The sequence below is a fragment of the Qipengyuania triglochinis genome, from assembly GCF_054655615.1.
The window spans coordinates 138,478-165,336 of sequence record NZ_BAAHND010000004.1 but is presented as its reverse complement, the minus strand read 5'-3'; the positions used below and the strand labels follow the sequence as shown (position 1 = coordinate 165,336).

The following is a 26,859-nucleotide window of genomic DNA, read 5'->3' as shown; positions in this document are numbered from 1 at the left end:
CCCTATTCCTCTCCGAAACCGCCGCCACCGGGTGTCAGAATCACGAAAGTGTCGCATGGCTCCATGTCTCGATGACCGGTTGCCCCCAACTCTTCACGGCTGCCATTCTTACGCACGACCCAGTTCCGGCCTGGCTGCGCATCTGAACCTCCACGGATCCCGCGCGGCGGTATGGCGCGGCGATTGGCGAGGATATTGGCGCGCATTGGTTCGAGGAAGGTCAGGCGGCGTTCTACCCCGTCACCGCCGACATGCTTTCCTCCGCCTCCGGATCCTGATCTGATCGAAAAAGCTTCGAGCCGGACCGGAAGGCGGGTTTCGAGGATTTCCGGATCAGTCAGGCGGCTGTTGGTCATGTGGGTTTGCACTGCGCTTGTCCCATCGTGATCCGGCCCTGCGCCGGAGCCTCCGCAAATCGTTTCGTAATATTGATTATCTTCGTTGCCGAAGGTGAAGTTGTTCATTGTGCCTTGGCTGGGTGCGAGCCTGCCGGTAGCCGCAAACAACGCGTCGGTCACAACCTGGCTAGTCTCGACATTGCCGGCGACGACGGCCGCTCCCGGAAAGGGGTTGAGCATAGATCCTTCCGGTACGACAAGTTCGACGGGGCGCAGGCAGCCGTCGTTCATCGGGATCTGATCGTCGATCAGTGTTCGCAGGACATAGAGCGCAGCTGCGCGTGTGATCGATCGCGGCGCATTGAAGTTGTCGGCAAGCTGATCGCTTGTACCGGTGAAGTCGAAAACTGCTGACCGCGCTTCAGAGTTGATCCGGATGGCTACCTTCACGGTGGCGCCATTGTCCATCTCATAGGCGAAGGCTCCGTCCTCAAGCCGGTCGAGGAGGCGCCGAACGCTTTCCTCTGCATTGGCCAGCACATGAGCCATGTAAGCAGCTACGACTTCCGGTCCCTGATCCCGTGCGGCACCTTGCAACAGTTCCGCGCCGCGGGTGCAGGCGGCGAGCTGCGCGCGGAGGTCGGACAGGTTGCGCGAGGGGTTCCGGGCGGGGAATTTCGCGTCGGCCAATGCGGTCCGCACCGCGTCCTCGCGAAATTGACCCTCGTCGACCATAAGAAGGTTGTCGATCATGACGCCTTCTTCCTCGATCGTCTTGCTTTCGGGCGGCATTGATCCGGGGGCGATCCCGCCGATATCCGCATGATGCCCTCTCGCGGCGACAAAAGCTTGTGGCTCCGCGCTATCCTCGTTGTAGAAGACCGGCACGATCACGGTGATGTCGGGAAGGTGAGTACCCCCACGATAGGGATCGTTGAGCACATAGGCATCGCCGCGCCGGAAGCCGCGACCGTCACGCGCTTCGCCGCGCTGTTCTATCACGCGGGCGATACTGTCGCCCATGCTGCCCAGATGTACGGGGATGTGCGGCGCATTGGCAATCAAACTGCCTTCGGCATCGAAGAGGGCGCAGGAAAAGTCGAGCCGCTCCTTGATGTTCACTGAAGTTGCCGTGGATTGGAGGACGACACCCATTTCTTCGGCAATCGCCATGAAGAGATTGTTGAATATCTCGAGCCGTACCGGATCGACTTTGGTGCCGACTGCCTGGTCCCGCTCAAGCGCCTCAGTCCGGGTCAAGACCAGCGTTCCTTCGTCCGCCAGCCGCGCCTGCCAGCCTTTTTCGACTACAGTAGTGGACCCCGGATCGACGATCAGTGCGGGGCCGGCCACCTCCTCCCCTTTCGACATTTCCGTGCGAGCCATGGTAGTCCAGGTTCCGGTCGCTGTGCCGACAGTGGCTACCGGCTCGGCTGTTGCGGTAGCAAGGCCGCCCGAAATGCCGCTGGCTTCGACGCTCAGCGCTTCGAGCATGATCGGGGCGTTTGCATCCGAATAGCCGAAGCGCTGGCGGTGAAGCAGGCGAAAGTCCTTGTCCATCTGTTCCACATCGCCAATGTCGATGGTGAGCATGGAATCGCTGCCCTCGAACCGCAGACGTGCGCGGCTGGCGAGATGGATAGCCTCAGCCGAAATGCCTTGCTCGCTTAGTGCTTTCTCCGCTTCAGCCTCCAGCTCGGCCAACTCTTTGCCGAACTGTTTGGATAGCGGCTTCACCAGACTTACTTCCCGGATCGCCTTCACCGGGGCGAGGCCGATCCCGAAAGCCGAGAGAATACCGGCGAGCGGATGGACGAGCACGGTCTCGATCCCCAATTCGTCTGCCACCTTGCAGGCGTGCTGCCCGCCGGCCCCGCCAAAGCAGGCAAGGGCGTACGTTGTGACATCGTGCCCGCGGGCCACGCTGATCTTGCGGATGGCATTGGCCATGTTGTCGACCGCGATCGCAAGAAAACCCTCCGCGATGTCTTCCAAGGGGCTGGGTTCGGGCAGGGCGACCGCGATATCCTGCAACCGCGCGCGGGCAGCTGCGGGATCAAGCGGTTTGTCCCCTCGAGGTCCGAAAACCGCAGGAAAAAAGGCGGGATCGATCCGACCCAGAAAGAGGTTGCAGTCTGTAACCGTAAGAGGCCCGTTCTTCCGATAGCAAGCAGGTCCGGGGTCTGCGCCAGCACTTTCCGGACCAACGCGGAACCGGGCGCCGTCGAAGCTGCATATCGAACCACCGCCTGCGGCCACTGTGTGAATCTGCATCATCGGTGCAGCCACGCGGACCCCGGCCACCACGCTGTCGCCGGTCAATTCGTATTCCCCGGCATAATGCGCGACATCGGTGCTGGTCCCGCCCATGTCGAAGCCGATCAGCTTCGAATGGCCAAGTGGCTTGGCGGAGGCAACCATGCCTACCACGCCGCCAGCCGGTCCCGACAAAATGGCGTCCTTGCCGCGAAACGCGCCAACTTCGGCCAGCCCCCCATTTGACTGCATGAAGCGCAGCCGGTCGGCAGCCGGCAGGGCGGCCCTCAAGTTATCGGTATACCGATCAAGAACCGGCGAGAGATAGGCATCGACCACGGTTGTATCGCCCCGCGGGATCAGCTTGATGAGAGGGGTAACCTCGTGGCTCACGCTGACTTGCGAAAAGCCGATCTCCCGCGCGATGTCGCCAAGCCGCTCCTCATGTGCGCGGTGCTTCCAGCCGTGAATCAGCACGATGGCGATGGCATCGTAACCAGCCTCACGTAGTCGCTGGAAGTCCTTCCGCGCTGCAGCCTCGTCGAGCGGTATCAGAACCTCTCCGTCCACGCCGACCCGCTCGGCAATCTCGACCACCGCCGACGGTAATTGCTCCGGCAGCACGATATGGCGGGCAAAAATATCTGGCCGCGCCTGGCTGCCTATCCGCAGTGCATCGCCAAACCCTTGGGTGATCGCGAGTGCAAGCCGTTCACCCTTGCGTTCAAGCAGGGCATTTGTGGCAACCGTGGTTCCGATGCGAAGTTCTGAGATAGGACCTTCGCCGTGCTCCGCCATCAAGCGCTTGACGGCTTCGCTCGCAGCGTCGGTGTAATGATCGGGGTTTTCACTGAGAAGCTTGTCAGTCACCAACCGGCCATCGGGGGTGGTAGCCACGACATCCGTAAATGTACCCCCACGATCGATAGCGAATTTCCATGCGGGTGCCTGATCGCTGCGTTCCATCGGGTCGACATCGCACGCAAGGAAAAGGAATTCAAACCCTTCGCGTCGAAGCTTCTACGAGAAAGAAGAGAGAGGCCAGCACAAACATTGGTTGGTTAATAGCCGATGTACGATTTCTGGTGGTTGTCTTGGAGGAATTACCACCAAGGGGACGAATATTGCACATCGTATCGCTCGCTCTCGGCGGCTGCCTCAAGGCGGAGCCGGTCCGATACGGGATTACCGAAGATACAGGAGGGCACATCACCTACATCCTGGGTGAAATGGAGGCTCTTGCGGAGCGGGACGATGTGCATCTGGCGGAAATCATCACGCGGCGGTTCGAAGATGCGAAACTGGGCCCTATTCACGGCCAAGCAGAAGAATGGCTCAGCCCCAAACTTGTCATCCGACGCATTGACAGTGGTAATACAAAGTATCTGTCTAAAGAGGCGCTTAGTGTAGATAGACCCGCTTTCGTCCAAGCGTTAATTGCAGAGTTGCGTTCGCGCGACCGCTTGCCCGATCTCATTCACGCGCACTTCGCCGATGCAGCCGACGTCGCCAAGCAAGTCGAAGCCGCTCTGGGCATACCCTTTATCTATACGGCACACTCGCTGGGGATGGACAAATGCGCGACGGGGACGCCGCCCAACCCTTGTATGGCGGCCCGCATTGCGGAAGAAGACCGTGCCATCGCTGGTGCTCGCGCAATTATCGGGTCTTCGCGCGATGAATGCGAACGTCAGCTACTTGCCTATCCATCATCCAAGGTCGGAAAAATCCATCGTCTCATTCCCGGGATCGACAGGCATTTCAGCGATGATGGCGAGGCCTCGGCACTTGCCTTACTCGAACCGTTCCTGCGCGATCCGACGAAGCCAATGGTTCTTGCTATTGCTCGGCCGGTTCAGAAGAAAAATCTCATCCGGCTGGTAGAAGCATTTGCTGATTCCAGTTCTCTGCGTGCGCGGTGCAATCTCGTGTTGATCGCAGGTCTGCGCGAAGGCCTCGATACCGGCGAGCAGGAACAAGTCGAAGTGATGCGCGGCCTTATCGAAGCGATTGATCGTCACGATCTCTATGGCTCGGTGGCTTATCCAAAATCGCATGATCGCCAGCAAGTTCAGGCTCTCTATTCGCTCGCAACCCAAACGCGAGGGGTATTCGTCAATCCGGCTTTGATGGAGCCATACGGGCTCACTCTGGCCGAGGCGGCTGCACACGGGCTTCCCGTCGTGGCGACGATGATCGGAGGACCGCAGGATATCGTCGGCGATCTTCAGCATGGACTGTTGGTCGATCCGTGCGACACGCAGGCCATAAAATCCGCGATAGAAAGATTGATCGAAGATGATGCTTCTTGGGATCAATGCTCCAGCAACGGCCGCAACAACAGCGAAGCGATGAATTGGACCACCTATGCCGAGGGCTTCGCGCACATAGCATCTGAAGTTGTCGGAAAAGATAAAAAGGGGACTTCGAATCCATCCCATCTTCTTGTGAGCGATTTGGACAACACGCTCACCGGATGCCGAAGTGGCGTTGCCCGACTTAAGCGCTTTCTCTCACATGAAAACGGGTTCGGTCTCGTCGTTGCGACCGGTCGGTCTTTCGTCGAAGCGCGGCGCTTGGTTCGGGATTGGGGACTTCCTTCTCCGCTTGCGTGGATTACCTCCGTCGGCAGCGAAATTTATATCGAGCGGGACGGAGAACTGGTTCTCGATGACGCCTACGCCCGGAAAATTGCCGATGGGTGGACGCCTCATAAGATCGACGATGTCCTCCGTGATTTTCCGGGTCTGACTCCGCAATCGGCTTGCGAGCAAAGGGCGTTCAAACGCAGCTATGTCGCCGCTTCCTGCCAGGTGGCTACCGCAGTTGAGCAGAGACTTCACGATGAAGGGATAGGCGCGCGGGTCGTGTTCAGCCACGAGCGCTTGCTGGATGTCCTACCTATTAAGGCCGGTAAGGCAGCTGCCATGCACCACGTTGCCAGCTTTTTCGACATGCCTGTCGGCCATGTTTTTGCGGCGGGGGATAGCGGCAATGACAGCGACATGCTGGGCGCTTGCGAGAATGCTATCCTTGTTGGCAATCATGCTGCCGAAGTCGCAGAGCTTGCCAATCGCCCAAATGTTTATGTTTCCCGCCGAAACCACGCCTCCGGCGCACTGGAAGGCCTGTTGGCACATCATCGCGCCCAGCGCATGCGGGCACGTCAATTAGCAGAGGTTGCGGTATGAAAATGTGCGGACCAATCGGGTTCTTCGTTCATCATCAGGGGCGGGGCCATGCCGAACGCGCCGCAGCCATCGCTAACGAGCTGATAGGCAAGCGAAGCGTCACGTTGTTTTGCGCAAAACCCGACATATTTCCCGACCTGGCCACTCGTATCGAAGTAATCGAACTGCCATCTCTGTTTGAACCAACCGGGACGGAAGCGCCGGCCATGGCATCTCTTGCGATGCCCGAAACTGTTCATTGTGCGCCGCTGGGGTGGCCGACGATCACCGACGCATTCGCCACTGTTGCAAACTGGTTTGCAGCGGCCCGACCCGCCCTGTTCGTGACCGATGTGTCAGCCGAACTTGGCCAACTCGCCCGGCTCTGCTCGATACCCCACGTTGCCGTCATGCAGCATGGCGAACGTTCCGATCCGGGCCATATGGCTGCTTACGATAGCGCTGTCGGCCTTCTCGCTCCCTATTCCGAACAGCTCGAGCAACACGATCGTCCTGCTCGATTACGGCATAAGACGCATTATGCATCAGGTGTCGGAATTGACTGCGGCGAGTTTGTTTCGAAGGACATCGCTCGCGCGAAACTGGGACTGGAAGAAGATTGTGACCTTGTACTCGTGCTTGCCGGGGGAGGGGGCGAGGGCACGCCCTCAACCCCGCTCACTCTCGGAGCCCGGGCAGAACCCGATACGAAGTGGGTAACGATAGGCAAGGTTCGCAGCGAATGGCATGAAACGATGCCCGGCAATCTCGAGCACAAGGGTTGGGTCGATAACCCCCAGGATTGGATTGCCGCTGCCGATCGCATCGTTTCGTCCTGCGGAAATACCACGGTTCACATGATCCTGGCGGCGGGGAGACCTTGGGTGGTCGTGCCCGAATGGCGTTATTTCGACGAACAGTTCTGCAAGGCCGAGGTGCTCGATCGTGAGGGGCTGGCTGCTGTTTCGCGGAACTGGCCTTCCCATGCGGGCGCTTGGGAAAAGCTATGGGCGGCCGCTCGACTGATCGAACCGGAGAGGCAGCGGAGGCTGATCGCCAATCAGCCGGCTGCCGAGGCTGCGGAATGGCTCGACGAACTTGCCGCGCAGCTTTGGATCGGCTCCGATCGCAAGCCGACGCTGGAGGTAGTGGCATGACGATATCCGTCTGCACACTGGCACACGGCCGGCAGGATCATCTCGCAAATCTGGTTCGCGGGCTCAATCATTCTACTCGACCACCGTGCGAACTGGTCGTAGCGGTGATGCAATCGACCCGATATGAGTTGCCTGCCACCAGTTTTCCGGTTCGCCAGATAATCCTCGGCAACAGGGGGATATGTCTCGCCGAAGCACGGAACGTAGCCGCTGAAAACGCAAAGGGTCGATTACTCGTCTTCCTCGACGTGGACTGCATTCCTTCACCTTGCCTCCTTAAAGATTACGCCGCGGCGGCGGCTACCCACGATGGCGTATTTATGGGGGAAGTCGGATATTTACCCAAGAGTGCGACAGATGCTGGCATCGATTATGGCCGGTTCGAGCAACTGGCCGTCAAGCACTCCGAACGCGCCGGACCTCCTCTCGACGCGGTCGGGCGCTGCTCGGATTATCGCTGTTTCTGGTCTCTTAATTTTGCGCTGTCTGCGGCGAATTTTCACAAGATCGGCGGGTTCGATCCACGGTATGTCGGCTATGGCGGCGAGGACACCGATTTCGGTCGTATGATCGCGTCAAACGATGTTCCGCTCTGGTGGGCTCGTGGTGCAAAGGCCTATCATCAGTATCACAGGCACCATATGCCGCCGGTCCATCACATCGACAGCGTGCTGGCCAACGCGATGATTTTTGCGGAGAAATGGGGCGAGCCCACGATGCAGCACTGGTTGCGCGCCTTTCGTCTGATGGGGCTGATCACGCCTGATGGCCAAGGCGGCTGGCTAAAGCTTCGCGAGCCGGGTGAGGAACATCTCAAACTTACCCGCCAGCAGGAATATCAGCCTTATGCCAGCAGTTCGCTGGTGCTCGAACAGCTTGAAGAAGAGGCCAGGCGCGACAGCGAAGCGAGGTTCGCTCCGGCAATAACCTTGGCATAGCTGTTTTCGTATCGGGCAATCATTGCCCCTACGGACATCTTCGCCACTGCGCGGCTCCGGCAAGCATTTCGATCGATACTGTTTGCCGTAGCAATCGCGTCTGCCAGCGCGTCAACGTCTCCGCCCGGAACGAGCAAGCCGCAATTGCCAACGACTTCCCCTAAGGCACCGCGGTCGAAGCCTATGACTGGCGTCCCGCATGAAAGCGCTTCTGCGGCGACAAGCCCGAAGGGTTCGTCCCACATCGGCGTGACCAAGGCAGCGCGCGCACAGGCAACCTCCTTACGCAGGTTCTCGGCATTGCGGTGACCGTGGAATTCGATGCCGTCGACGAGATACGGCTCCACCTTTTCGGCGAAATAGGCGGCGTCTTCGACCGGGCCGAAGATCCGCAGCTTAGCTTTAGCTTTGTGAGCCGCGCGAACGGCTTCCGCGAGGCCCTTGTTAGGGACGATCCTGCCGACCCAGGTCAGGTAGTTTCCGACCTCCGCTACGGGCATCCAGCGGTCCGTATCAATCCCGTTGGGAACGACATCCAGGGAATCGCAGCCACGCGCTGCCCACAGCGCCTTCTGATCGTTCGAGGTTACGGTGAAGCCGATGTGTGGCCGGTCGCAGAACTGCTCCACGGCGTCGAACATGGTGCCGAAAGGCGGGACGTGCTGCGAGGTGAGGCAGGGCATCCCGGAATTCGCGCACCATTCGATGATCTCGGGATAAAGCGAGTTATTGTGCACGACATCGTATTGCCCGGTCCCGATCCGGGCCAGGGCACAGTCGAACGCATCGCGCTGATAGCGCGCGAGTTCGTCCGTCCCGCGATAGACGCGCCATGGCAGGACTTCATCATAGGGAGCATCGCAAATAGGGATCAGACACGGATCGCTGGACCCCGCCGAGGCATATAGATCCACTTCATGACCGGCTGACCGCAGTCCGCGGCACAGCATGTCGCAATGCGCTTCCATGCCGCCGCTGAATGGTTCGGCAATGGCATGACGAATATGTGCGAGGACCGCGATTTTCACGGTAGGAGGAAGGTCGTATGTAACATGATGTTGGAACCCGCCAGCCCGCAAGACTTCTTTAAACTTAACATTCATGCATAGAGGAGGGGCTGCGCGAAGGTGCGCAGACCCCGACGAAACAGGAGCAGACCATGCCGCTTGCGGATGAACTCGATAAGTATCCGAATACCGCAAGGTTTCTCGCAGGCCGGCTCCGCCACGATATGAGTGAGGCCGAAAAGGATGAGTTGGAAGGGCTGATTTCGAAGACGCGCACTTTGGAAGACGGCTACCGCTTGATTTCCCGAGGCGACGAGTGTGCCTATTCAACGCTGCTGATCGAAGGGTTCATGGTCCGCACGCTCGAAAGCGAGGATCGCCGCTATGCAGTCAGCTTCCATGTTCCCGGCGATTTCGTCGATCTGCACTGCTTCGCTCTCAAGCGTCTCGATCACAACATCGATTGCGTGGGCACTGTGAAAATAGGTTCGGTCCCTCATTCGGCGATCAATGACGTCATGACCAACCGGCCACATCTTGCGCGCCTTTTCTGGTTTTCGACCCTGCTGGATGCCGCCATGCACAGGGAATGGATCATGAAGCTGGAGCAATTGACTGCGCCCAAACGCATTGCCCATATCTTCGCCGAGATATGGAGAAGACTGGAAATGGTGGGGCTCGGCTATCCTGACGGGTTCGACACCCCTCTTCGGCAGACCGATATTGCCGATATGTGCGGTGCCACGCCCATCCATGCAAACAGGGCGATTTCCGAATTGCGAAGCAAGGGTATCGCCGACTTCCAGCGCGGCAAGGTCCGCATACCCGATCGCGGGAAGCTGGAAGATTTCGCCGGGTTCAACTCCGATTATCTTTATGGCGATGGCGCACTTTCTTTGAGAAACACGGCGCGATGACGCTGCGCAACCGCTTTGTCTTCGTGGCGGGGCTTCATCGAACCGGGACCAGTCTGGTCAGCCGCATGCTGGCTGCACATCCCGAAATCAGTGCTATCACCGGCGCCCCGGTTCCGGAAAACGAAGGTTGCTATTTGCAGGGGGCGATCCCTCACACCGCCCTTCATGGCCGGCCCGGCCACTATGCCGTCGACCCTGCGCAGCATCATACCGAAGCTTCCCGATACAATACGCTGGAGGCGCGGCGCAGGCTCTTCGAAGACTGGTCGCCATGGTTTGACGGCGCCAAGCCGTGGTGGCTCGAAAAATCGCCCGTCAATCTGACTAGGATGCGGCTCTACCAGCAACTCTTTCCAACCAGCCAATTCGTTATCGTCCTGCGTCACCCGCAGTTTATGGCGGCAGCGCTTGCCAAGTGGGTAGATACCGATGCGGCGTCGCTTCTGGCCTATGCTCTCGATGCGTATGATGTGATGGTGGCTGATCTTGCCTATCTGCACGCGGCATTCGTCATGCGGTACGAGGACCTGATTGCCGACCCGCAGGCAATTCAGCGCTCGCTGTGTGCTTTTCTCTCAATCGACGAACGTTATGCTGATCTCACGCTCCGCAATGGGAACTCCGACTACTGCGTCTCTACCGAGGTCGATCGGGACCAAGCGGCGCGCATGCTGCATTGGGGGTACTTGCCCGGAGGCGGGTATTCTGACTGGCAACCTTCCATATCGCACCCCCTGCGTGCGGTTCGGGACGCAGCAGCATCGGCGTATATTTCGATGGGTGGTCAGAAAAATTGAGGTACTCGCACAAAAAGAACAGAAAGCTAACATCCGTCAATAGACGCTGTAACGCTAGCTTGCTCTATCGCCGGGCATGAATGGCACGCCCGCAAAGGTGGTGACTGGGGCTTATCCGTTGACCGGCGATTTTCTCGCCGGGCGCCTGAGACAAAACCTCAGCACCGACGATCTGAAGTACATCGAAGGTTTGATCGAAAGCGTGGAGGAGCACGATGATGGATCGTGCCTGCTGGGACGCGGCGTGAAAACCGATCGGAGCATGATTCTGGTCGAAGGATATATCTTCCGCACTATCGAAACAGCCAACAAACGCTTCATCACGGGCATTAACCTACCGGGCGATTTCGTCGATCTGCACGGCTTTGCACTGAAACGCCTCGATCATAATATCGAGGCCGCGGGCAGGGTCCGGGTCGGTTGTGTCAGCCATGAAACGCTGCGCGATGTCATGCGCGAAAGACCCGGCGTGGCCCGCGCCATGTGGTTCGCCACACTGCTCGATGCAGCTATTCATCGCAAATGGATCCAGACGCTTGAGCAACTCGATGCGACGCGCCGCATCGCGCACCTATACGCAGAATTGCACACACGGCTTGAACTGATCGGTCGCAATGTCACGCGTGCCATAAGGACCCCGTTCACCCAGTTCGATATGGCCGACATGTGCGGGGTCAGTGCCATTCACGCAAACCGTGCGGTGGGCAAACTTCGTGATCTGGGAATTGCCGAGATAAGGCGCGGCGATCTCTATACGAATGATTGGGATGCGCTCAAGAAATTCGCGCAGTTCGATCCCGACTACCTGTACGGGGATGGGCCTCTCAAGGTAAAAGAAGACTGGGACTGACCAGTTGCCCGGGGGAAGAGATTACCCCGTAACAAGTCTTGTCCCGATGCTGACATCAGCATCGGCTGACGGGCTGCCTTTCGCTTCCAGGCCGGCTCCTAATTCACATTCGAAATTCGCGTCTGATTTACCAGCGCTCGTGCAATTTCGTCCGAAATCTCGATTATCGTGGAGGTTCCATTCACACTGTCGAAGCCGACAAATATTTCACGCTGGCCGGGTTCGACTGACAACCTTCCCGTAGAGGAGTACCTGCCGAGCTCGGTCGCTTCCAGCTCGATATCGACCTTTGTGCATTCTTCGGCACGCAGTAGAAGCCTCTTGAACCCGGCAAGCCGACGAGCGTTGGCGTCTGACATTTCGGAAGGGTCTCGCAGATACAGCTGAACCACCTGCTCACTTTCGAAGCTGCTCTTATTCGAGACGCTTACGCTCGCGACAATTCGAGACGCGGAAATATGCACATCGAGCTCCGAGAGAGTGAATTCAGCGTAGGATAGCCCGTGGCCGAAAGGCAGCCCAGGGTGAGGTTCTACCTGCGACATTGCGATAGGCAGCCGCCCGACAGGAGCCGCCTCTCCAATCAATATTTCGGCAATGGCCTGTCCGCTCATCGTGCCCAGTTGGCCTGCATGCAATATGCACGGCAGAAAGTCGCCATCGATAAGAGGATCGACCGGGAGGGGACCGATCGTCACCATTACAAGCTGCGGGTTTGCCGTATAAAGTTGCTTCAATAACGCTTGGCTCGCTTCGCCAAGGGTTCCGTCTTCCGTGAGTGGTGGGAAAAAAACCACCGTCGATGCATGGCGTGCGGCTTCACATGCCATTGCAATAGCCATGTTGTCAGCGGCGATCAGCTGTTCGGAATGTTCGGTTGAAGCGCGCAGCGCGAGACCGGTGACGAAGCGATGTGGGATACCCAGTCGTTCGACGCCATCGATTACGCTGGTCGTGATAGCTTTACCGGCGGCAGGGACTTTTCGGTCCTGTGCAGCGCTTCCTACCAGCAAAATACCGCTAGGCTCGATATCCAGTGGAAGCAGGTTCCCATCGTTGCGAAGCAGGATCGGGCATCGTTTCGCGCATTGGAGCGCCATTTCCCGGTTATGCGCCGGTGTGGCACAAGTTCCCGGCGCCGAGCTCGGCGCTGGAGCGTGGGCGGCTCGGAGCAATCCCAACCTGAATTTTGCTCTCAACAGGCGGCGAGCCGCTTCTTCCAATCCCCGGAGGGGAAGCGTCCCATCTCTGATCGCGGTAATAAGTGCGTCGAAAGCAATCGTATCCCAGCGAGCCTTGGTGTCGCCATGCGCAATCTTTTTGCTGAGTGCATCTCCGTGTGAGAGAGTCAGGCCATCATAGCTCCCAGGTCTTTCCAGAAACGCCAGAAGCAACTCGTGATCCCGAGGCGCCAGCAAGTCCTCAGGATCGAGCGCGATAGCGCCCACTCGCGCTTTGGCAGCGACTGCCTGCACGAGCCGAAGCATTTCCTGCGCATCGCCATCTTTTCCCAGCGATTGCCGCGAAAGTTCGAGACAGGCCATGAGAGGAGCATCGCCTTTCCAGCTGAGCGCTTGAAGCCCGGCTATGCGCGCGCTCGCAATTCTGGCTGCCAGATACATGTCGGAACCACTGCTGCAGCCGGGGTGGTCATGGCCCCCTGTCAGTTCAATCTTCGGGCCGAGCGCCCAGTTAATTCCGAGCGCCGTGGCTTCGGATGCCTTTATCTTCTCGGCATTTTCGATTGCCTCAAGATCCCAGCTCGCCGCCATAGTCAGTGGTGCAGGAAGGGCCGTATCCAGCCCTTCATCGGTTTTGCCAGGGAAGAGCAGTGGTATGCCGAGGCGGCTTTCGTTCTGCGCTATGTCCTGCAGGCGGCTGGCGGTTTCGATATCAGAAATGCCTGATACGAGGCCCACTCTGCCCCTGCTGATTTCGAATTCGAGAGCCCGTATCGCTTCACGGTCCTCGATCGGCGGCATCGGGTAGACGATGAGCTGGCCCGCTTTCTCGCCGGTATCCATCATTGCGATCAGATCGGCGACCATTCGCTCGCATTCGATCTCAGTGTTTCGCCATGGCACCCTCAACTCTCCCCCGACGGGTGGCGGGCCATCGAAGCTGCAAGCTCACTGGAACCGTCCTTGCCAGGCTCTGTCGAACTCGATTGCCCCCGCCGTTTCCCCGACACACGACCCGATGCCATCAGCACCAGTCTAAGAGGCACCATGCCTTGGGATGTGTGAAAATCAAGTAAGCAAAATCTTGTAAAGGCAACTCTAACGCAAAGGAAACCTTTCTCGATCCCCATTTACGGATATAAAAATATCTTTATATGTATTCCCCGATGCGTACCGAAGCCATCTTTCGCGCCTTGGCGGATCCGACTCGTTTGCGGATCATGCGGCTGCTTGGTTCCATGGAACTGGCAGTCGGCGAAATTGCGCAGGTCCTCGGGCAAAGCCAGCCTCGTGCATCGCGGCACGTCGGGATTTTGTGCGATGCGGGCCTCGCCGAACGAAGGCGTGAGGGCAGCTGGATTTTCCTGCGAGCGGCCACCGATCCTTCAGGGGAAGCTGCCGTTCGGTCTGATATCGCAAAATTGCTCGCGTTGCTGGAGGGCAGTGACAATGCGTTCGGTGATCAGTGCGAGAGCGATCGCCAGAAGCTTGCGGCTATACGCGATGCACGCCAGTCCGAGGCGCAGCAGTATTTTGCCGAACACGCCCACGATTGGGACGAGGTTCGCCGGCTACATTCGTCGGATGAACTGATCGAACAGGCTTTGGCGAAGGCACTGGGCACGGGATCGCTCGGCAGTGTTCTCGATATCGGTACCGGCACGGGGCGAATGGCCGAATTGTTCGCCGAAAAAGCCGATCATATCGTCGCTCTCGACAAGAGCCTCGCCATGCTCCGCGTGGCGCGTGCAAAGCTTCAGCATTTGCCGACCGAACGCGTGGAACTAGTCCAGGGCGATTTTGCGAACCTGCCCTTCGCTGCCGGGCGGTTCGACACGGTTCTCTTCCATCAGGTGCTCCATTTCGCCGACAGTCCGGCCGCAGCGCTCTTCGAAGCATCCCGCGTGACGCGCGATGGAGGCCGGATCGCGATCGTCGACTTCGCCGCCCACCAGCGCGAGGAACTGCGGGAAAAATACGCTCATGTACGCCTCGGTTTCGCCGATGCCCATATGCATGACCTTCTTGAAGAAGCGCACTTTGATCCCCGACCTCCAGTCTCGCTCGACGACGGGGAAATTGGAATCAAAATTTGGATCGCCGAACGCCGGCGGGACGCCGAAAGGAAGGCGGGATGAGCCCGACACTGGATCAGATGCGCGAGGCGCAGCGTGCTCTCGAAACACCGCTCTTCTCTGGTTTGCCTGGGGACATTGAGGTCAGCTTCGAGTTCTTTCCTCCGAAGACGGAAAAGATGAGCGAGACTTTATGGGAGAGCGTCAAAACCCTCGAGCCGCTTGATCCGCGCTTTGTTTCGGTGACCTACGGGGCTGGGGGCTCTACGCGCGAAAGAACTCACGAAGCCGTTCGGAGGATCGTCGGTGAGACAGATATTCCTGCCGCTGCGCATTTGACCTGCGTGCAGGCAACCCGTGAAGAAGTTGACGAAGTCGCCCGTGAATATTGGGCGGAAGGGGTGCGCCATATCGTCGCGTTGCGTGGCGATGCACCCGATGGGGCTGATGTGTACTCACCGCATCCGGGCGGATACGAAAATGCTGCTGATCTCATTGCCGGCCTCAAACGCATTGCCGATTTTGAAATTTCCGTAGCCGCCTATCCCGAGGTTCATCCTGATTCCCTGGATCGACAATCAGATCTCGATAATCTCAAGCGCAAGTTCGACGCCGGTGCGACGCGGGCGATCACGCAATTCTTCTTCGAGCCAGAGTGCTTCTTCGACTTTCGCGACAAGGCAGCAACCGCTGGAATAGTGGGCGAGATTGTACCAGGTATTATGCCAGTTCTGAGCTTCGCCGCTGTCCAGCGAATGAGCGGCCTTTGCGGAACGGCCATTCCCGAGTGGATGGAAGGCTTGTTTCGCGGCCTCGACGAGCGGCCGGAAGCCCGCCAGCTCGTGAGCGCAACGATCGCCGCTGAACTATGCCGTCGCCTGTACGCGGGCGGCGTGCGAAAATTTCACTTCTACACGCTCAACCGCGCGGAACTGAGCTATGCGATCTGCCATATGCTCGGCTTGCGGCCGCAGGGAGACAAGCTATGACTTCAGCCCGCGAAGCCTTTTTGGAGGAAACCTCCAAACGCATTCTTATCGTCGATGGTGCATTCGGAACCGAGATCCAGAGCTGGAAATTGTCCGAAGAGGATTATGCTGGATCTCTCGGTTTGTCGAAGGATCAGAAGGGCAATAACGACATCCTGGCCCTAACGAAGCCGGAAGTGCCAGAGTCCATTCACCGCGCGTATTTTGCAGCCGGTGCCGACATAGCTGAAACCAACACGTTCTCGGCGAACCGAATAAGCCAAGCGGATTATGCTGCTGAAAACCTTGTTCGCGAGATCAATGTGGAAAGCGCAGGGCTTGCCCGTCGGGTTGCAGATGAGTTTACAGCAAAAGACGGCAAGCCTCGTTTTGTGGCCGGAGCAATAGGCCCCACGAATAAAACGCTTTCGCTCTCTCCTGATGTTAATGATCCAGGCTTCCGGGAAGTCGATTGGGATGAACTGGTCGATGTCTATCGTGAGCAAGTCGAAGCTCTCGTGGAAGGCGGGGCCGATTTCATATTAATCGAGACAATTTTCGATACCCTCAACGCAAAAGCGGGCATCATGGCCGTGCGGGAGGTCGAGCGGGCTTTGGGCAGGGATGTGCCCATCATGCTGTCTATGACGCTCACCGACCTTTCGGGCCGCAATCTCTCGGGACACACTGTAGAGGCATTTTGGCACGCTGTTCGCCACGCGCGCCCTTTGACGGTTGGCCTCAATTGTTCCTTCGGAGCTACGCAACTTCGCCCGCACGTCCGCACGCTGAGCGAAATCGCCGATTGTCCAATCATGGTCTACCCCAATGCAGGCCTTCCCAACGAACTGGGCGAATATGACGAGATGCCCCGACAAACAGCCGCTTTCGTTCATGAATGGGCGGAGCATGGACAAGTGAATGTGCTGGGGGGGTGTTGCGGATCGACGCCGGCTCATATTGCAGCGATTGCGGACGCTGTCGCCAATTTGCCTCCACGACAGATACCGTCGCCTCCGATCGTCACCCGTCTCGCCGGTCTCGAACCTTTCGAGATGGCTGCCTGATTTGCTGGAATGACCAAGTGACCACTGCTTCCACTTCCCGCTTCGTCAATATCGGCGAGCGCACGAATGTCACCGGATCGGCACGATTCAAGAAACTGATTATGGCGGGAGATTATCCTGCCGCTGTCGAAGTCGCGCGCCAGCAGGTCGAGAATGGCGCGCAGGTAGTCGATGTAAATATGGACGAAGGGCTGCTTGATGCAGTCGAAGCCATGACGACCTTTCTCAAGTTGATCGCTGCCGAACCCGATATCGCGCGGGTTCCGATCATGATCGACAGTTCCAAGTGGGAGGTGATCGAAGCTGGCTTGAAATGCGTCAGCGGCAAGCCGATCGTCAACTCCATCAGCATGAAGGAGGGAGAAGAGCAGTTTCTTCTTCATGCTCGCAAGTGCAGGGATTACGGCGCCGCGGCAGTCGTGATGGCTTTCGACGAAAAAGGCCAGGCAGATACCAAGGAACGTAAAGTCGAAATCTGCAAACGCGCTTACGACTTGCTGGTGTCGGACGGCTTTCCCCCAGAAGATATCATTTTCGATCCTAATATCTTCGCGGTGGCCACTGGTATCGAAGAGCACGATCGCTACGGTCTTGACTTCATCGAGGCCGTCGCAGAGTTGCGCGAGCTTTGCCCGCATGCGCATTATTCCGGCGGGCTATCGAACCTTTCGTTCAGCTTCCGAGGCAATGAGCCAGTACGCCGGGCCATGCATTCGGTGTTTCTTTATCATGCGATTCCGGCAGGCCTCGACATGGCTATCGTCAATGCAGGCCAGCTTGACGTTTACGACCAGATCGACCCCGAACTACGCGAAGCGTGTGAAGACGTTATTCTCAACCGTCCGGCACGCACAGAAGAACAAAGTCCGACGGAGCGTCTGATCACGATAGCTGAGACGTTTCGCGGAACAGACGTCCGTGCGGAAAAGGAAGCGGCCGAATGGCGGGGCTGGGATGTCATCAAACGCCTCGAACACGCACTCGTTAAAGGCATAGATGCTCATGTTGTCGATGACACCGAAGAAGCGCGCCAGATAATTTTTGCGCGCGGCGGTCGGCCTATCGAGGTCATCGAAGGACCGCTCATGGATGGAATGAACGTGGTCGGAGACCTGTTCGGTTCAGGCAAGATGTTCTTGCCGCAAGTGGTCAAATCGGCTCGCGTGATGAAGAAGGCAGTCGCGCATCTCATTCCCTTTATCGAAGCCGAAAAGGAAGAAGGCGCGAAGGCCAAGGGCAAGATCATTATGGCCACCGTCAAGGGAGACGTGCACGATATCGGCAAGAATATCGTCGGCGTCGTCCTTCAGTGCAACGGTTACGAAGTCATTGATCTGGGTGTCATGGTTCCATGGTCGACCATTCTAGAGGCGGCCAATGAGAACGACGCCGACATGATCGGGCTTTCCGGGCTCATCACACCTTCCTTGGATGAAATGGTAACTGTGGCTGAGGAGATGAGCCGCGCCCAGATGACCATGCCTCTGCTAATAGGCGGAGCGACAACCAGCAAGGTCCACACAGCGCTGCGTATTGATCCCGCGTATGAAGGGCCGGTCATCCATGTTCTCGACGCCAGTCGCGCCGTAGGTGTGGCGAGCAAACTGCTCTCCGACACGCAGCGTAACGACTATGTTGGAGAAGTCGCCGTTGATTATGAAGACGTACGTCAGAAGCGTGCAGGCAGGGGCAATAGCAAATTGCTGCCACTTGGGGACGCGCGTTCCAACGGCGCGAAGATAGATTTTAGTGAAAAACCTTCTGATCCAGCTCGCCCGGGCGTGCATGTGTATGACGACTGGTCGCTTGCCGAGCTGAGGGAGTACATTGATTGGACCCCGTTCTTCCGGGCTTGGGAACTGCACGGAAATTTCCCGGCCATCCTGGGCGATAAGGTCGTGGGCGAAAGTGCTAGAAGCCTGTGGGATGACGCGCAGGCGATGCTCGACCGGATTGTTGATGAGAAATGGCTCACTGCTCGCGGGGTTGTCGGTTTATGGCCGTGTTACCGCGAGGGCGACGATATTATCGTGCACCATCGACACGTCCAGGATCGCGTGAGCAAGGATGGCGCGCATTTCCCTGACGCACCTATTCCAGACTTGGACCGCACGAATGAGGGCAGTACGCGCCTTCCCATGTTGCGTCAGCAGGTCCACAAGAGCCGGGACCGGGCCAACTTCTGCCTTGCCGACTTTGTCGATCCGTCCGGCGATTGGATGGGCGGTTTCGCGGTTGGAATCCATGGTATCGATGGACCTTCGAAGCGCTTCAAGGCCGAGAATGACGATTACTCGGACATCATGTTGAAAGCTTTGGCAGACCGCTTCGCAGAAGCATTTGCCGAACGGTTGCACCAGCATGTCCGAACCGACCTTTGGGGTTACGCTCCTAACGAACAGCTCACCAATGATGCGCTTATCAAGGAAGAGTATCGCGGTATCAGGCCCGCTCCAGGTTATCCTGCTTGTCCCGACCACAGCTTGAAGCCATTGCTGTTCGAGATGCTGAACGCGGAAAAACACACAGGCCTGATGCTGACCGAGAGCTTTGCTATGCTGCCCACCGCGGCGGTAAGCGGTTTTTATTTCGGTCACCCTGAGAGTTCCTATTTCGGTGTGGCGACGATCGGCCGCGATCAACTTGAAGACTATGCGCACCGCCGCGGCGTCGATATGGCAACAGCCGAACGATGGCTGCGTCCCAATCTCGACTGAACGCTTGGCCGGCAGGGCGGATTGTCCTGATCGGCGGGAGCCTCCTCTTTCTCGCCTATGCTATCTTGTGGGTGAGCGTCAGCTGGCATCCGGACCTCCTTTCCGCTCTCTGGTTTCTCCCGGGCGTGGGATTGGTAGGGGCGGTAATTGCCAATACGTCGGGTACGGGTGGAGGGGTCGTCTTCGTACCGGTCTTCAACGCGTTGCGGGATCTCGGCGAGTTGAATTTGCAGCCGTTGCAGATCGTTGGCGTTTCCATGTGTATTCAAGGTTTCGGCATGACGATGGGAGCACTGCGTTGGACCGATCGGCTCCTTCATCAGCCGGTTCCGGACAAGCTTCATGCTGTCGTCAGGCGACGCGATTTCTTTACTGTCACTTTCGCGGTTCTGTCGCTCTCTCTACCCGCCATGCTGGTCACTCAAAGAGCGATCAGTCTCGACCAGCATGCTGTTCTTACAGCCTATAAGATCTTTTCGGTTCTTCTGGGCCTGGCCCTGATAGGATCGACGTGGACGCTAAACCTGAAGCGCTGCGAGAGAGAGCGCCTCGAAACGAAAGACCTTGCGGTTATTCTGTTTCTGGCAATCCCCGGCGGCGTGCTGACCGCCCTTTTTTCGGTGGGCATCGGCGAATTGGTGGCTCTCTATCTCTTTATTCGCCACTACCCGGTACTTTTGTGTACCGGCTCAGCATGTCTCATCTCGGCCGCCAGCGTGATCGCCGGATCCGTGTGGCACATCGACGCAGGTACGATACGGTGGGAGGTAGTGTTGCTTGCCGTCCCGGGTGCATTGCTTGGCGGTTTCCTCGCTCGCCCTATCGCCTTGTGGCTCGGAGCGCGCCGCCTAAAAACGATCGACGGGGGGTGGATCGTCGCCTCCGCGGTCTATTTGCTGTGGCTGAACGGCAATTGAGCCATTTGGCCGATTGACCAGACGGGCAGTATCGCGCAGGGCTTTCGCGTCGGCTTCAGGAGCGATTCTGGGCGGGCACGCACGGGAGAGTCCGCGCTGGTATGATCCCGCGTGGCGCCGAAGGAGCAACCGCCCCGGAAACTCTCAGGCCCACGGACCGTGCGTTGCCATCGACACTCTGGAAAGCGTCGTCACTTCTGTGGCGGCCACCGAAGGGGTAAGCGCACCCGATAGTGCGTCAGTCTCTCAGGTTTCCCGACAGAGGGGGCATGGGTTGGTTTGGCGGACCGGACGGTGCGCTCCCATGCTTGCGAGGGACGGGATTTGAGCGACGAACAAGAAACCATTGATGAAGTGCAAACGCTGCCGCTGGATAGCTGGCATCGCCGCAAGGGCGCTCGCATGGTGCCTTTCGCGGGCTACGAGATGCCAATCCAGTATGAGGGCATCGTCGTCGAGCACAACTGGACCAGGGACCAGGCCGGCCTCTTCGATGTGAGCCATATGGGGCAGCTAATGGTCACCGGCGAGAATGCGGCCGAGGAACTGGAAAAGCTGCTGCCTGGCGCGATAGCCTCGCTCAAGCCCGGCCGGACGCGCTATTCGCTGCTGATGGCGGAAAGCGGCGGCATCCTTGACGATCTCATGGTAACCAACGCAACACCGTGGATCGAGGGTGACGAAGAAGAAGGTACTGAGGGGTACTGGGGCGACCCGGCATATTACTTGGTCGTCAATGGTGCGATGAAGTGGGACGACATAGCCCATCTGCGCGAACACCTAGATGACGATGTCACGCTGACGCATTTGGAAGACCGTGCTCTGCTCGCATTGCAAGGTCCGAATGCCGCGACGGCACTCAATCGCGTCATGCGCAATGTAATCGACGACATGGTTTTCATGGACTCCGTCGTTTACGATTTCGGCGAGTGGCCCCTCCGGATCACGCGATCTGGATATACCGGCGAAGATGGCTTCGAAATTTCGGTGCCCGCCGAATTCGCAGAAAGCCTGGCTGACCGTCTGTGCGCTGAAATAGAAGTCCGTCCGATTGGGCTCGGTGCGCGTGACAGTCTGCGCCTTGAAGCAGGCTTGCCTCTCTACGGGCACGATATCACCGAAGAAATAGATCCAGTCTCGGCCGATCTCGGTTTCGCCTTGACCAAAAAACGCCGCGAGCAGGGCGGCTGGATCGGGCATGAAGCAGTTTCGACGGTTCTTGCAAACGGTCCTACGCAAAAGCGCGTCGGATTACATATCGAAGGCCGTATGCCGGCCCGCGAAGGTGCGCTTGTTTATGTTGGCGACAAGCAGGTCGGCCGCGTCACCAGCGGTGGATTTTCGCCCTCGCTCGAGCGACCGATCGCAATGGCCTTTATCGATACCGCACTCGCCGATGAAGGAACTGATCTCGAGGTCGAGGTGCGCAAGAAGAGACTGCCTGCGAAGGTCGCAAAAATGCCCTTCGTTCCCCACCGCTATCACAGAGGAAAGTGAGAGAGATGGCCCGCTATTTTACTGACGAACATGAATGGATTGATCTCGAAGGCGAAACCGCGACGGTCGGCATTACCGACTTCGCGCAAGGCCAATTGGGCGATATTGTGTTTGTGGAATTGCCCGACGTCGGCACCATGGTCGAGAAAGGCAAGGATGCCGCTGTCGTAGAGAGCGTAAAAGCGGCGAGCGATGTCTATGCGCCGCTCTCGGGCGAAGTGGTAGAAGTGAACGACAGCCTCGAGGATGACCCTGCCCTCGTGAATTCCTCGCCCGAGGAAGACGGCTGGTTCTTCAAGATGACCGTGTCGGACAAGTCCGAGCTCGACGGGCTTATGGACGACAAAGCTTACAAGAGCTTCTGCGACGGACTTTAATTCCCACCCCGCTTTCGGGACATACGAGGTAATCGATGCGCTACCTGCCGCTGACTGATGCCGACCGATCGGCAATGCTTGAGAAAATCGGTGCGCCCGACGTGGAGGCACTGTTTGCAGACGTCCCTGAGGAGGCCCGGCTATCCGGGCCCATCGAGGGCTTGCCTATGCACGCCAGCGAAATGGCAGTCGAAAAGCACATGCGGCGCCTGTCGAAGAAGAATTTGGCGGCTGCGGATGCGGCTTTCTTCCTCGGTGCGGGAGCCTATCGCCATCACGTTCCCGCGAGTGTCGATCATATCATCCAGCGCGGCGAATTTCTTACTGCCTATACGCCCTATCAGCCGGAAATCGCGCAGGGCACTCTTCAGATGCTGTTTGAGTTCCAGAGCCAAGTGGCTCGTCTCTACGGCTGTGCAGTAGCCAATGCGAGTATGTATGATGGTTCGACAGCATGCTGGGAAGCCGTTGCAATGGCCAGTCGCGTCGCGAAGGGAAAGAAGCGCAAGGTCGTGCTTTCAGGAGCTCTGCACCCGCATTATGCAGAGGTCGTCAAGACCATGGCGAAGTTCACAGACGACGAGATTTCCCATGCAAAGCCTGCGATGCAGTCAGAGCCGGATATCGAGGGGCTCACCGCCCGTATAGATGAGAACACGGCATCGGTAGTTGTCCAGTATCCCGACATTCTGGGGCGCGTTACCGACCTTCAGCCGATCGCCGATGCTGCGCACGCCAAAGGCGCACTGCTGATTGTCGTCAACACCGAGCCGGTAGCCTTGGGTGCTCTCAAATCTCCAGGTGAGATGGGTGCAGACATCGTCGTTGGCGAAGGACAGTCTATCGGTGTGGGCCTCCAATTCGGCGGGCCCTATCTCGGTCTGTTCGCGGTTCGTGATCCAAAGCATGTCCGCATGATGCCAGGCCGTCTGTGTGGAGAGACGCAGGATGCCGAAGGTAAGCGTGGCTTCGTTTTGACCCTGTCGACCCGTGAACAGCACATTCGCCGCGAAAAGGCGACTTCGAATATCTGCACGAACTCGGGCCTCTGCGCGCTCGCATTCAGCGTGCACATGACGCTGCTCGGCGAAAAAGGCCTTCGGAACCTTGCGATGGAAAATCATTGGCTGGCCTGTATCGCTGCGGACAAACTGTCGGCCGTTCCGGGTGTATCGCTTCTCAACAAAGCGTTCTTCAACGAGTTCACCATCCGTCTAGGTACTGACGCTCGTGAAGTGGTGCGCAAGTTGACCGGTCAGCAGGTACTGGCTGGCGTATCGCTCGGGCGCCTTTTCCCGGATCAAACAGATCTCGCCGACGGCCTGATCGTGGCGGTGACCGAAACTACTACGGAGGAGGACATCGATACACTTGCCTCCGCGCTTAAGGAGGTGCTGGCATGAGCGCACCCAATCAATCCGGCTGGAAACCTGGCAGCCCGCTTCAGGAACACAATGCCATGACAGGTCCAGATACCGTAACCGGTAACCGCGCTCTGATGCTTGAAGAGCCTTTGATTTTCGAGATCGGAACGGCCGAGACAACCGGTGTGGATCTTCCTGAGGCGAAGAGAGAGACGAACCGCTTTGGCGGGCTCGACCGTAGCGAGGCGATCGGCCTTCCGGGCCTTTCAGAGCCTGAAACGATCCGTCACTACACACGCCTCAGCCGCCAAAATTATGCGATCGACCTCGGACTTTTCCCGCTTGGTTCGTGCACGATGAAGCACAATCCGCGACTGAACGAGAAGGTCGCGCGCATGCCGGGCTTCGCTGATGTGCACCCGTTGCAGCCGGTCGACACAGTACGCGGCGCTCTGGAAGTGGTAAATGAGCTGGCTCATTGGCTGATCGAGCTTACCGGCATGCACGGTGTCGCGATGAGCCCCAAGGCAGGTGCGCATGGAGAACTGTGTGGCATTCTCTGCATCCGCGCTGCGCTTGAAGCTCGTGGCGATGCCCGGGAAGTCATTCTCGTCCCGGAGAGTGCGCACGGGACCAACCCGGCCACAGCAGCATTTGCCGGATATCGTGTCGAGGACATTCCTGCAAACGCGGATGGTCGCGTCGATCTCGAGGCCCTCAAGGCGCGGCTCGGCCCCGATGTCGCAGGTGTGATGATTACCAATCCGAACACTTGCGGGCTTTTCGAGCGCGACATGAAAGCGATTTCCGATGCGGTGCATGCAGCGGGTGGCTTTGTCTATTGCGATGGGGCCAATTTCAACGCGATCGTCGGTAAGGTACGTCCCGGCGATCTTGGCGTCGATGCGATGCACATCAACCTCCACAAGACCTTCTCCACCCCGCATGGCGGCGGTGGTCCTGGTTCAGGTCCTGTAGTCCTCTCCGAGGCTCTGGCTCCCTTCGGTCCGCTGCCTTTCACTGCAAGAACCAAGGACGGCGTAGTCCATCTCGTCGAGGAAGAGAACGCAGCCGAGTTTGACCATACGCGGGCCTTCGGTCGGATGACAGCGTTCCATGGCCAGATGGGTATGTTCACCAGAGCACTTAGCTACATCCTTAGCCATGGTGCCGATGGTCTTCGCCAGGTGGCTGAAGACGCGGTTCTCAATGCCAACTACATCCTGCGTAGCCTCGATGATGTACTCGACGCGCCTTTCGGTCACAGCGGCCCTTGCATGCATGAAGCGCTGTTCAGCGACAAAGGTTTCGCAGACGACGTGACCACACTCGATCTCGCCAAGGCGCTGATTGACGAAGGATACCATCCGATGACCATGTACTTCCCCTTGGTCGTCCATGGCGCGATGCTGGTCGAGCCGACAGAAACCGAAAGCAAGGCAGCCCTCGATCAATTCATCCAAGCACTGCGCAGCGTCTCGGAACGGGCGAAAGGTGGCGACGAGGCACTTAAGACCGCTCCGCACTATGCACCACGCCGCCGTCTCGACGAGACTCTCGCGGCCAGAAAGCCCATCCTCGCATGGGAAGAGCCAAATCCACCGGCAGGCACGCCGAGCTTGAGCGAGCAGGGCGGCCGGTGATGTCCGTCCTGCGGCCATGAAGATCATCTTCAGCCGTAAGGGGTTCGACAGCGCATCCGGAGGAGGACCTTCGCCCATCGCGGATGACAGACCCTTGAGCTTGCCAATTCCCGCCAGCGTCGCGTCGCGAACAACATATGGTGATCTCGGGCTGGGTGACCATGCCGCGAAAGCGAGCAAGGGTGCGTTGGGGGCGGGCGATTTTTGCCACCATGACCCGATGTTTCTCGAGAATGGGACTTGCCTATTTGGGCAGGTCGGCGCCGCCCAAACTCACCTCAGAAACCAGAGGGTCCACGCCGGCGACGTCTTTCTCTTTTTTGGCTTGTTCCATGAGGAGACTACCGGAGAGCCCCATCATCGGATCTACGGATGGCTAGAGATAGCCGAGATCATCGAACTCACCGATGGGGTGCCGAACTGGCTATTAGAGACAGAGCATCCCCATGCACTACTGATGCATGGCAAAAACGACTGCATTTATTCAGGGCCTGGTGGTGTTGCTCAGACTGCGAGTGAGGCATTGAGGCTTACGGTACCGGGAGGACCACCCTCGTTATGGAAACGACCCCCTTGGCTGAAGAAGGGCGGATTGTCCTACCATGACCGGAGAGACCGCTGGCTTCGCGGTCCGCGATTGAAGAGCGTCGCCAGAGGGCAGGAGTTCGTGGCCAATATCGGTCGCCGCAAGGAACCACGCGAATGGCTCGCGCGGATTCTCGCAGAGCTCAAAGGGTTTTGATAACCGACGAGAAATCCAGTCCGCCGTACTCCTCAGCAAGCTTTTCGTAAATTTCAGCTGCTTTTGCCCCGAGCACTGTTGTCGCGTTGACGTCTTGAGCCGCGTCCATCGCCAAACGCAGGTCCTTCAGCATCAGGGCCGTCGCGAAACCGCCCTTGTATTCATTGTCGGCCGGGCTTTCGACCCCGATCCCGGGCAAGGGTGTGTATGCGTTGAGCGACCAACAGTATCCAGAAGATTGGCTTGAAATCTCGTAAAATTTCTGCGGATCGAGGCCGAGCTTCTCCGCCATCTTCATTGCTTCAGCTGTGCCGATCATGGAAATCGCAAGCAGCATATTGTTGCAGATCTTCGCTGTCTGTCCCGCGCCGGCATCTCCTGCATGGATCACGGCCTTACCCATCGCCTGAAGCACTGCCTCCGCGCGCGTGAAAGCCTTTTCGGTGCCACCTACCATGAAGGTGAGTGTGCCTCCGTTGGCCGCCGCGATTCCGCCGGAGACAGGAGCGTCGACCATGTCGTATCCGGCCGCCTCAGTCTTCGCGATCACTTCTTTGGCAGTGGCAACATCAATGGTCGAGCAATCCAGCAGCACCGCGCCTGCAGGAGCCTTTCCAATTACGCTGTTTTCGTAAACCGATTTCACGATGCCGCCATTGGGAAGCATCGTAACAACACCTTGGACACCAGCCACGGCTTCGCCTGCGTCAGTGAACGTTTTGCAGCCGTTGTCACTTGCCGTTTGGAGCGCTTCTTCGGAGAGATCGAAGGCATTTACTTCGTGCCCCGCTTTCGCGAGATTAGCGGCCATTCCGCCACCCATGTTGCCGAGGCCGATAAAGGCGATTTTCATTTCTCTCTCCGAATTTTCTTCTGGCTTG

The 26,859-nt window shown here is 58.2% G+C and carries 20 protein-coding genes and 2 riboswitches; of the genes, 16 read left to right on the top strand and 4 right to left on the bottom strand.

Annotated elements, in window-relative coordinates:
- Positions 1 to 2 precede the first annotated feature (2 nt).
- Entirely contained in the window at positions 3 to 3,560 is a 3,558-nt protein-coding gene (locus ACYQ0G_RS13905; RefSeq protein ID WP_460103732.1) for a hydantoinase B/oxoprolinase family protein, read from the bottom strand.
- 158 nt (positions 3,561 to 3,718) lie between these two features.
- On the opposite strand from ACYQ0G_RS13905, the gene ACYQ0G_RS13900 reads away from it, so the two are divergent.
- From ACYQ0G_RS13900 to ACYQ0G_RS13890, 3 genes are all read left to right on the top strand, one after another.
- The gene (locus ACYQ0G_RS13900) at positions 3,719 to 5,785 is read left to right on the top strand and encodes an HAD-IIB family hydrolase (protein ID WP_460103729.1); all 2,067 of its coding nucleotides are present in this window, start codon (positions 3,719 to 3,721) and stop codon (positions 5,783 to 5,785) included.
- A gap of 206 nt (positions 5,786 to 5,991) precedes the next feature.
- A complete protein-coding gene (locus ACYQ0G_RS13895; protein WP_460103728.1) occupies positions 5,992 to 6,921 on the top strand; it encodes a hypothetical protein in 930 nt (309 codons plus the stop codon).
- Entirely contained in the window at positions 6,918 to 7,859 is a 942-nt protein-coding gene (locus ACYQ0G_RS13890) for a glycosyltransferase family 2 protein (RefSeq protein ID WP_460103726.1), read from the top strand. Before ACYQ0G_RS13895 ends, ACYQ0G_RS13890 begins: the two co-directional genes overlap by 4 nt.
- Here ACYQ0G_RS13890 and ACYQ0G_RS13885 read toward each other — a convergent pair.
- Entirely contained in the window at positions 7,766 to 8,887 is a 1,122-nt protein-coding gene (locus tag ACYQ0G_RS13885; protein WP_460103724.1) for a glycosyltransferase, read from the bottom strand. The two genes, ACYQ0G_RS13890 and ACYQ0G_RS13885, sit on opposite strands and share 94 nt — an antisense overlap.
- 131 nt (positions 8,888 to 9,018) lie before the next feature.
- Here ACYQ0G_RS13885 and ACYQ0G_RS13880 point away from each other — a divergent pair, with 131 nt between their 5' ends.
- From ACYQ0G_RS13880 to ACYQ0G_RS13870, 3 genes are all read left to right on the top strand, one after another.
- Positions 9,019 to 9,783, top strand: a complete 765-nt coding sequence (locus ACYQ0G_RS13880) for a Crp/Fnr family transcriptional regulator (protein WP_460103723.1) — start codon at positions 9,019 to 9,021, stop codon at positions 9,781 to 9,783.
- A complete protein-coding gene (locus ACYQ0G_RS13875; protein ID WP_460103721.1) occupies positions 9,780 to 10,580 on the top strand; it encodes a sulfotransferase family protein in 801 nt (266 codons plus the stop codon). Before ACYQ0G_RS13880 ends, ACYQ0G_RS13875 begins: the two co-directional genes overlap by 4 nt.
- Positions 10,581 to 10,656: 76 nt before the next feature.
- Positions 10,657 to 11,430 (top strand): Crp/Fnr family transcriptional regulator, encoded by a 774-nt coding sequence (locus tag ACYQ0G_RS13870; protein ID WP_460103720.1) that lies wholly within the window; start codon positions 10,657 to 10,659, stop codon positions 11,428 to 11,430.
- A gap of 98 nt (positions 11,431 to 11,528) precedes the next feature.
- Here the strand turns inward: ACYQ0G_RS13870 and ACYQ0G_RS13865 are convergent, their stop codons facing one another.
- Positions 11,529 to 13,478: a glycoside hydrolase family 3 C-terminal domain-containing protein gene (locus tag ACYQ0G_RS13865; protein ID WP_460103718.1), complete on the bottom strand. Its 1,950-nt coding sequence runs from the start codon at positions 13,476 to 13,478 to the stop codon at positions 11,529 to 11,531.
- A gap of 299 nt (positions 13,479 to 13,777) precedes the next feature.
- Here ACYQ0G_RS13865 and ACYQ0G_RS13860 point away from each other — a divergent pair, with 299 nt between their 5' ends.
- The 10 genes from ACYQ0G_RS13860 to ACYQ0G_RS13815 all read left to right on the top strand — a co-directional run bounded on the left by ACYQ0G_RS13860 (position 13,778) and on the right by ACYQ0G_RS13815 (position 25,978).
- Positions 13,778 to 14,749 carry an ArsR/SmtB family transcription factor gene (locus tag ACYQ0G_RS13860; protein ID WP_460103715.1) on the top strand — a complete coding sequence of 324 codons (972 nt, stop codon included), beginning with the start codon at positions 13,778 to 13,780 and terminating at the stop codon, positions 14,747 to 14,749.
- Positions 14,746 to 15,675, top strand: coding sequence for a methylenetetrahydrofolate reductase [NAD(P)H] (metF, locus tag ACYQ0G_RS13855; RefSeq protein ID WP_460103714.1), 930 nt, complete (start codon positions 14,746 to 14,748; stop codon positions 15,673 to 15,675). The genes ACYQ0G_RS13860 and metF overlap by 4 nt, the downstream gene beginning before the upstream one ends.
- The gene (locus ACYQ0G_RS13850; protein ID WP_460103711.1) at positions 15,672 to 16,721 is read left to right on the top strand and encodes a homocysteine S-methyltransferase family protein; all 1,050 of its coding nucleotides are present in this window, start codon (positions 15,672 to 15,674) and stop codon (positions 16,719 to 16,721) included. Before metF ends, ACYQ0G_RS13850 begins: the two co-directional genes overlap by 4 nt.
- The gene (gene metH, locus ACYQ0G_RS13845) at positions 16,718 to 19,438 is read left to right on the top strand and encodes a methionine synthase (protein WP_460103774.1); all 2,721 of its coding nucleotides are present in this window, start codon (positions 16,718 to 16,720) and stop codon (positions 19,436 to 19,438) included. The genes ACYQ0G_RS13850 and metH overlap by 4 nt, the downstream gene beginning before the upstream one ends.
- Positions 19,414 to 20,355: a sulfite exporter TauE/SafE family protein gene (locus ACYQ0G_RS13840; protein WP_460103709.1), complete on the top strand. Its 942-nt coding sequence runs from the start codon at positions 19,414 to 19,416 to the stop codon at positions 20,353 to 20,355. The genes metH and ACYQ0G_RS13840 overlap by 25 nt, the downstream gene beginning before the upstream one ends.
- Before the next feature lie 72 nt (positions 20,356 to 20,427).
- Positions 20,428 to 20,525, top strand: a riboswitch (glycine riboswitch).
- Positions 20,526 to 20,627, top strand: a riboswitch (glycine riboswitch).
- Positions 20,628 to 20,679: 52 nt separating this feature from the next.
- On the top strand, positions 20,680 to 21,852 hold the full coding sequence (gene gcvT, locus ACYQ0G_RS13835) for a glycine cleavage system aminomethyltransferase GcvT (RefSeq protein ID WP_460103707.1): 1,173 nt from the start codon (positions 20,680 to 20,682) through the stop codon (positions 21,850 to 21,852).
- A 5-nt stretch (positions 21,853 to 21,857) separates the two neighbouring features.
- Positions 21,858 to 22,229: a glycine cleavage system protein GcvH gene (gene gcvH / locus ACYQ0G_RS13830; protein ID WP_460103705.1), complete on the top strand. Its 372-nt coding sequence runs from the start codon at positions 21,858 to 21,860 to the stop codon at positions 22,227 to 22,229.
- Between the two features lie 35 nt (positions 22,230 to 22,264).
- On the top strand, positions 22,265 to 23,632 hold the full coding sequence (gcvPA, locus tag ACYQ0G_RS13825; RefSeq protein WP_460103702.1) for an aminomethyl-transferring glycine dehydrogenase subunit GcvPA: 1,368 nt from the start codon (positions 22,265 to 22,267) through the stop codon (positions 23,630 to 23,632).
- Positions 23,629 to 25,236, top strand: a complete 1,608-nt coding sequence (gcvPB, locus tag ACYQ0G_RS13820) for an aminomethyl-transferring glycine dehydrogenase subunit GcvPB (RefSeq protein ID WP_460103701.1) — start codon at positions 23,629 to 23,631, stop codon at positions 25,234 to 25,236. Before gcvPA ends, gcvPB begins: the two co-directional genes overlap by 4 nt.
- A gap of 16 nt (positions 25,237 to 25,252) precedes the next feature.
- A complete protein-coding gene (locus ACYQ0G_RS13815) occupies positions 25,253 to 25,978 on the top strand; it encodes an Nmad3 family putative nucleotide modification protein (protein ID WP_460103699.1) in 726 nt (241 codons plus the stop codon).
- Here the strand turns inward: ACYQ0G_RS13815 and mmsB are convergent.
- The gene (mmsB, locus tag ACYQ0G_RS13810; RefSeq protein WP_460103696.1) at positions 25,965 to 26,831 is read right to left on the bottom strand and encodes a 3-hydroxyisobutyrate dehydrogenase; all 867 of its coding nucleotides are present in this window, start codon (positions 26,829 to 26,831) and stop codon (positions 25,965 to 25,967) included. The two genes, ACYQ0G_RS13815 and mmsB, sit on opposite strands and share 14 nt — an antisense overlap.
- Positions 26,832 to 26,859: the final 28 nt, after the last annotated feature.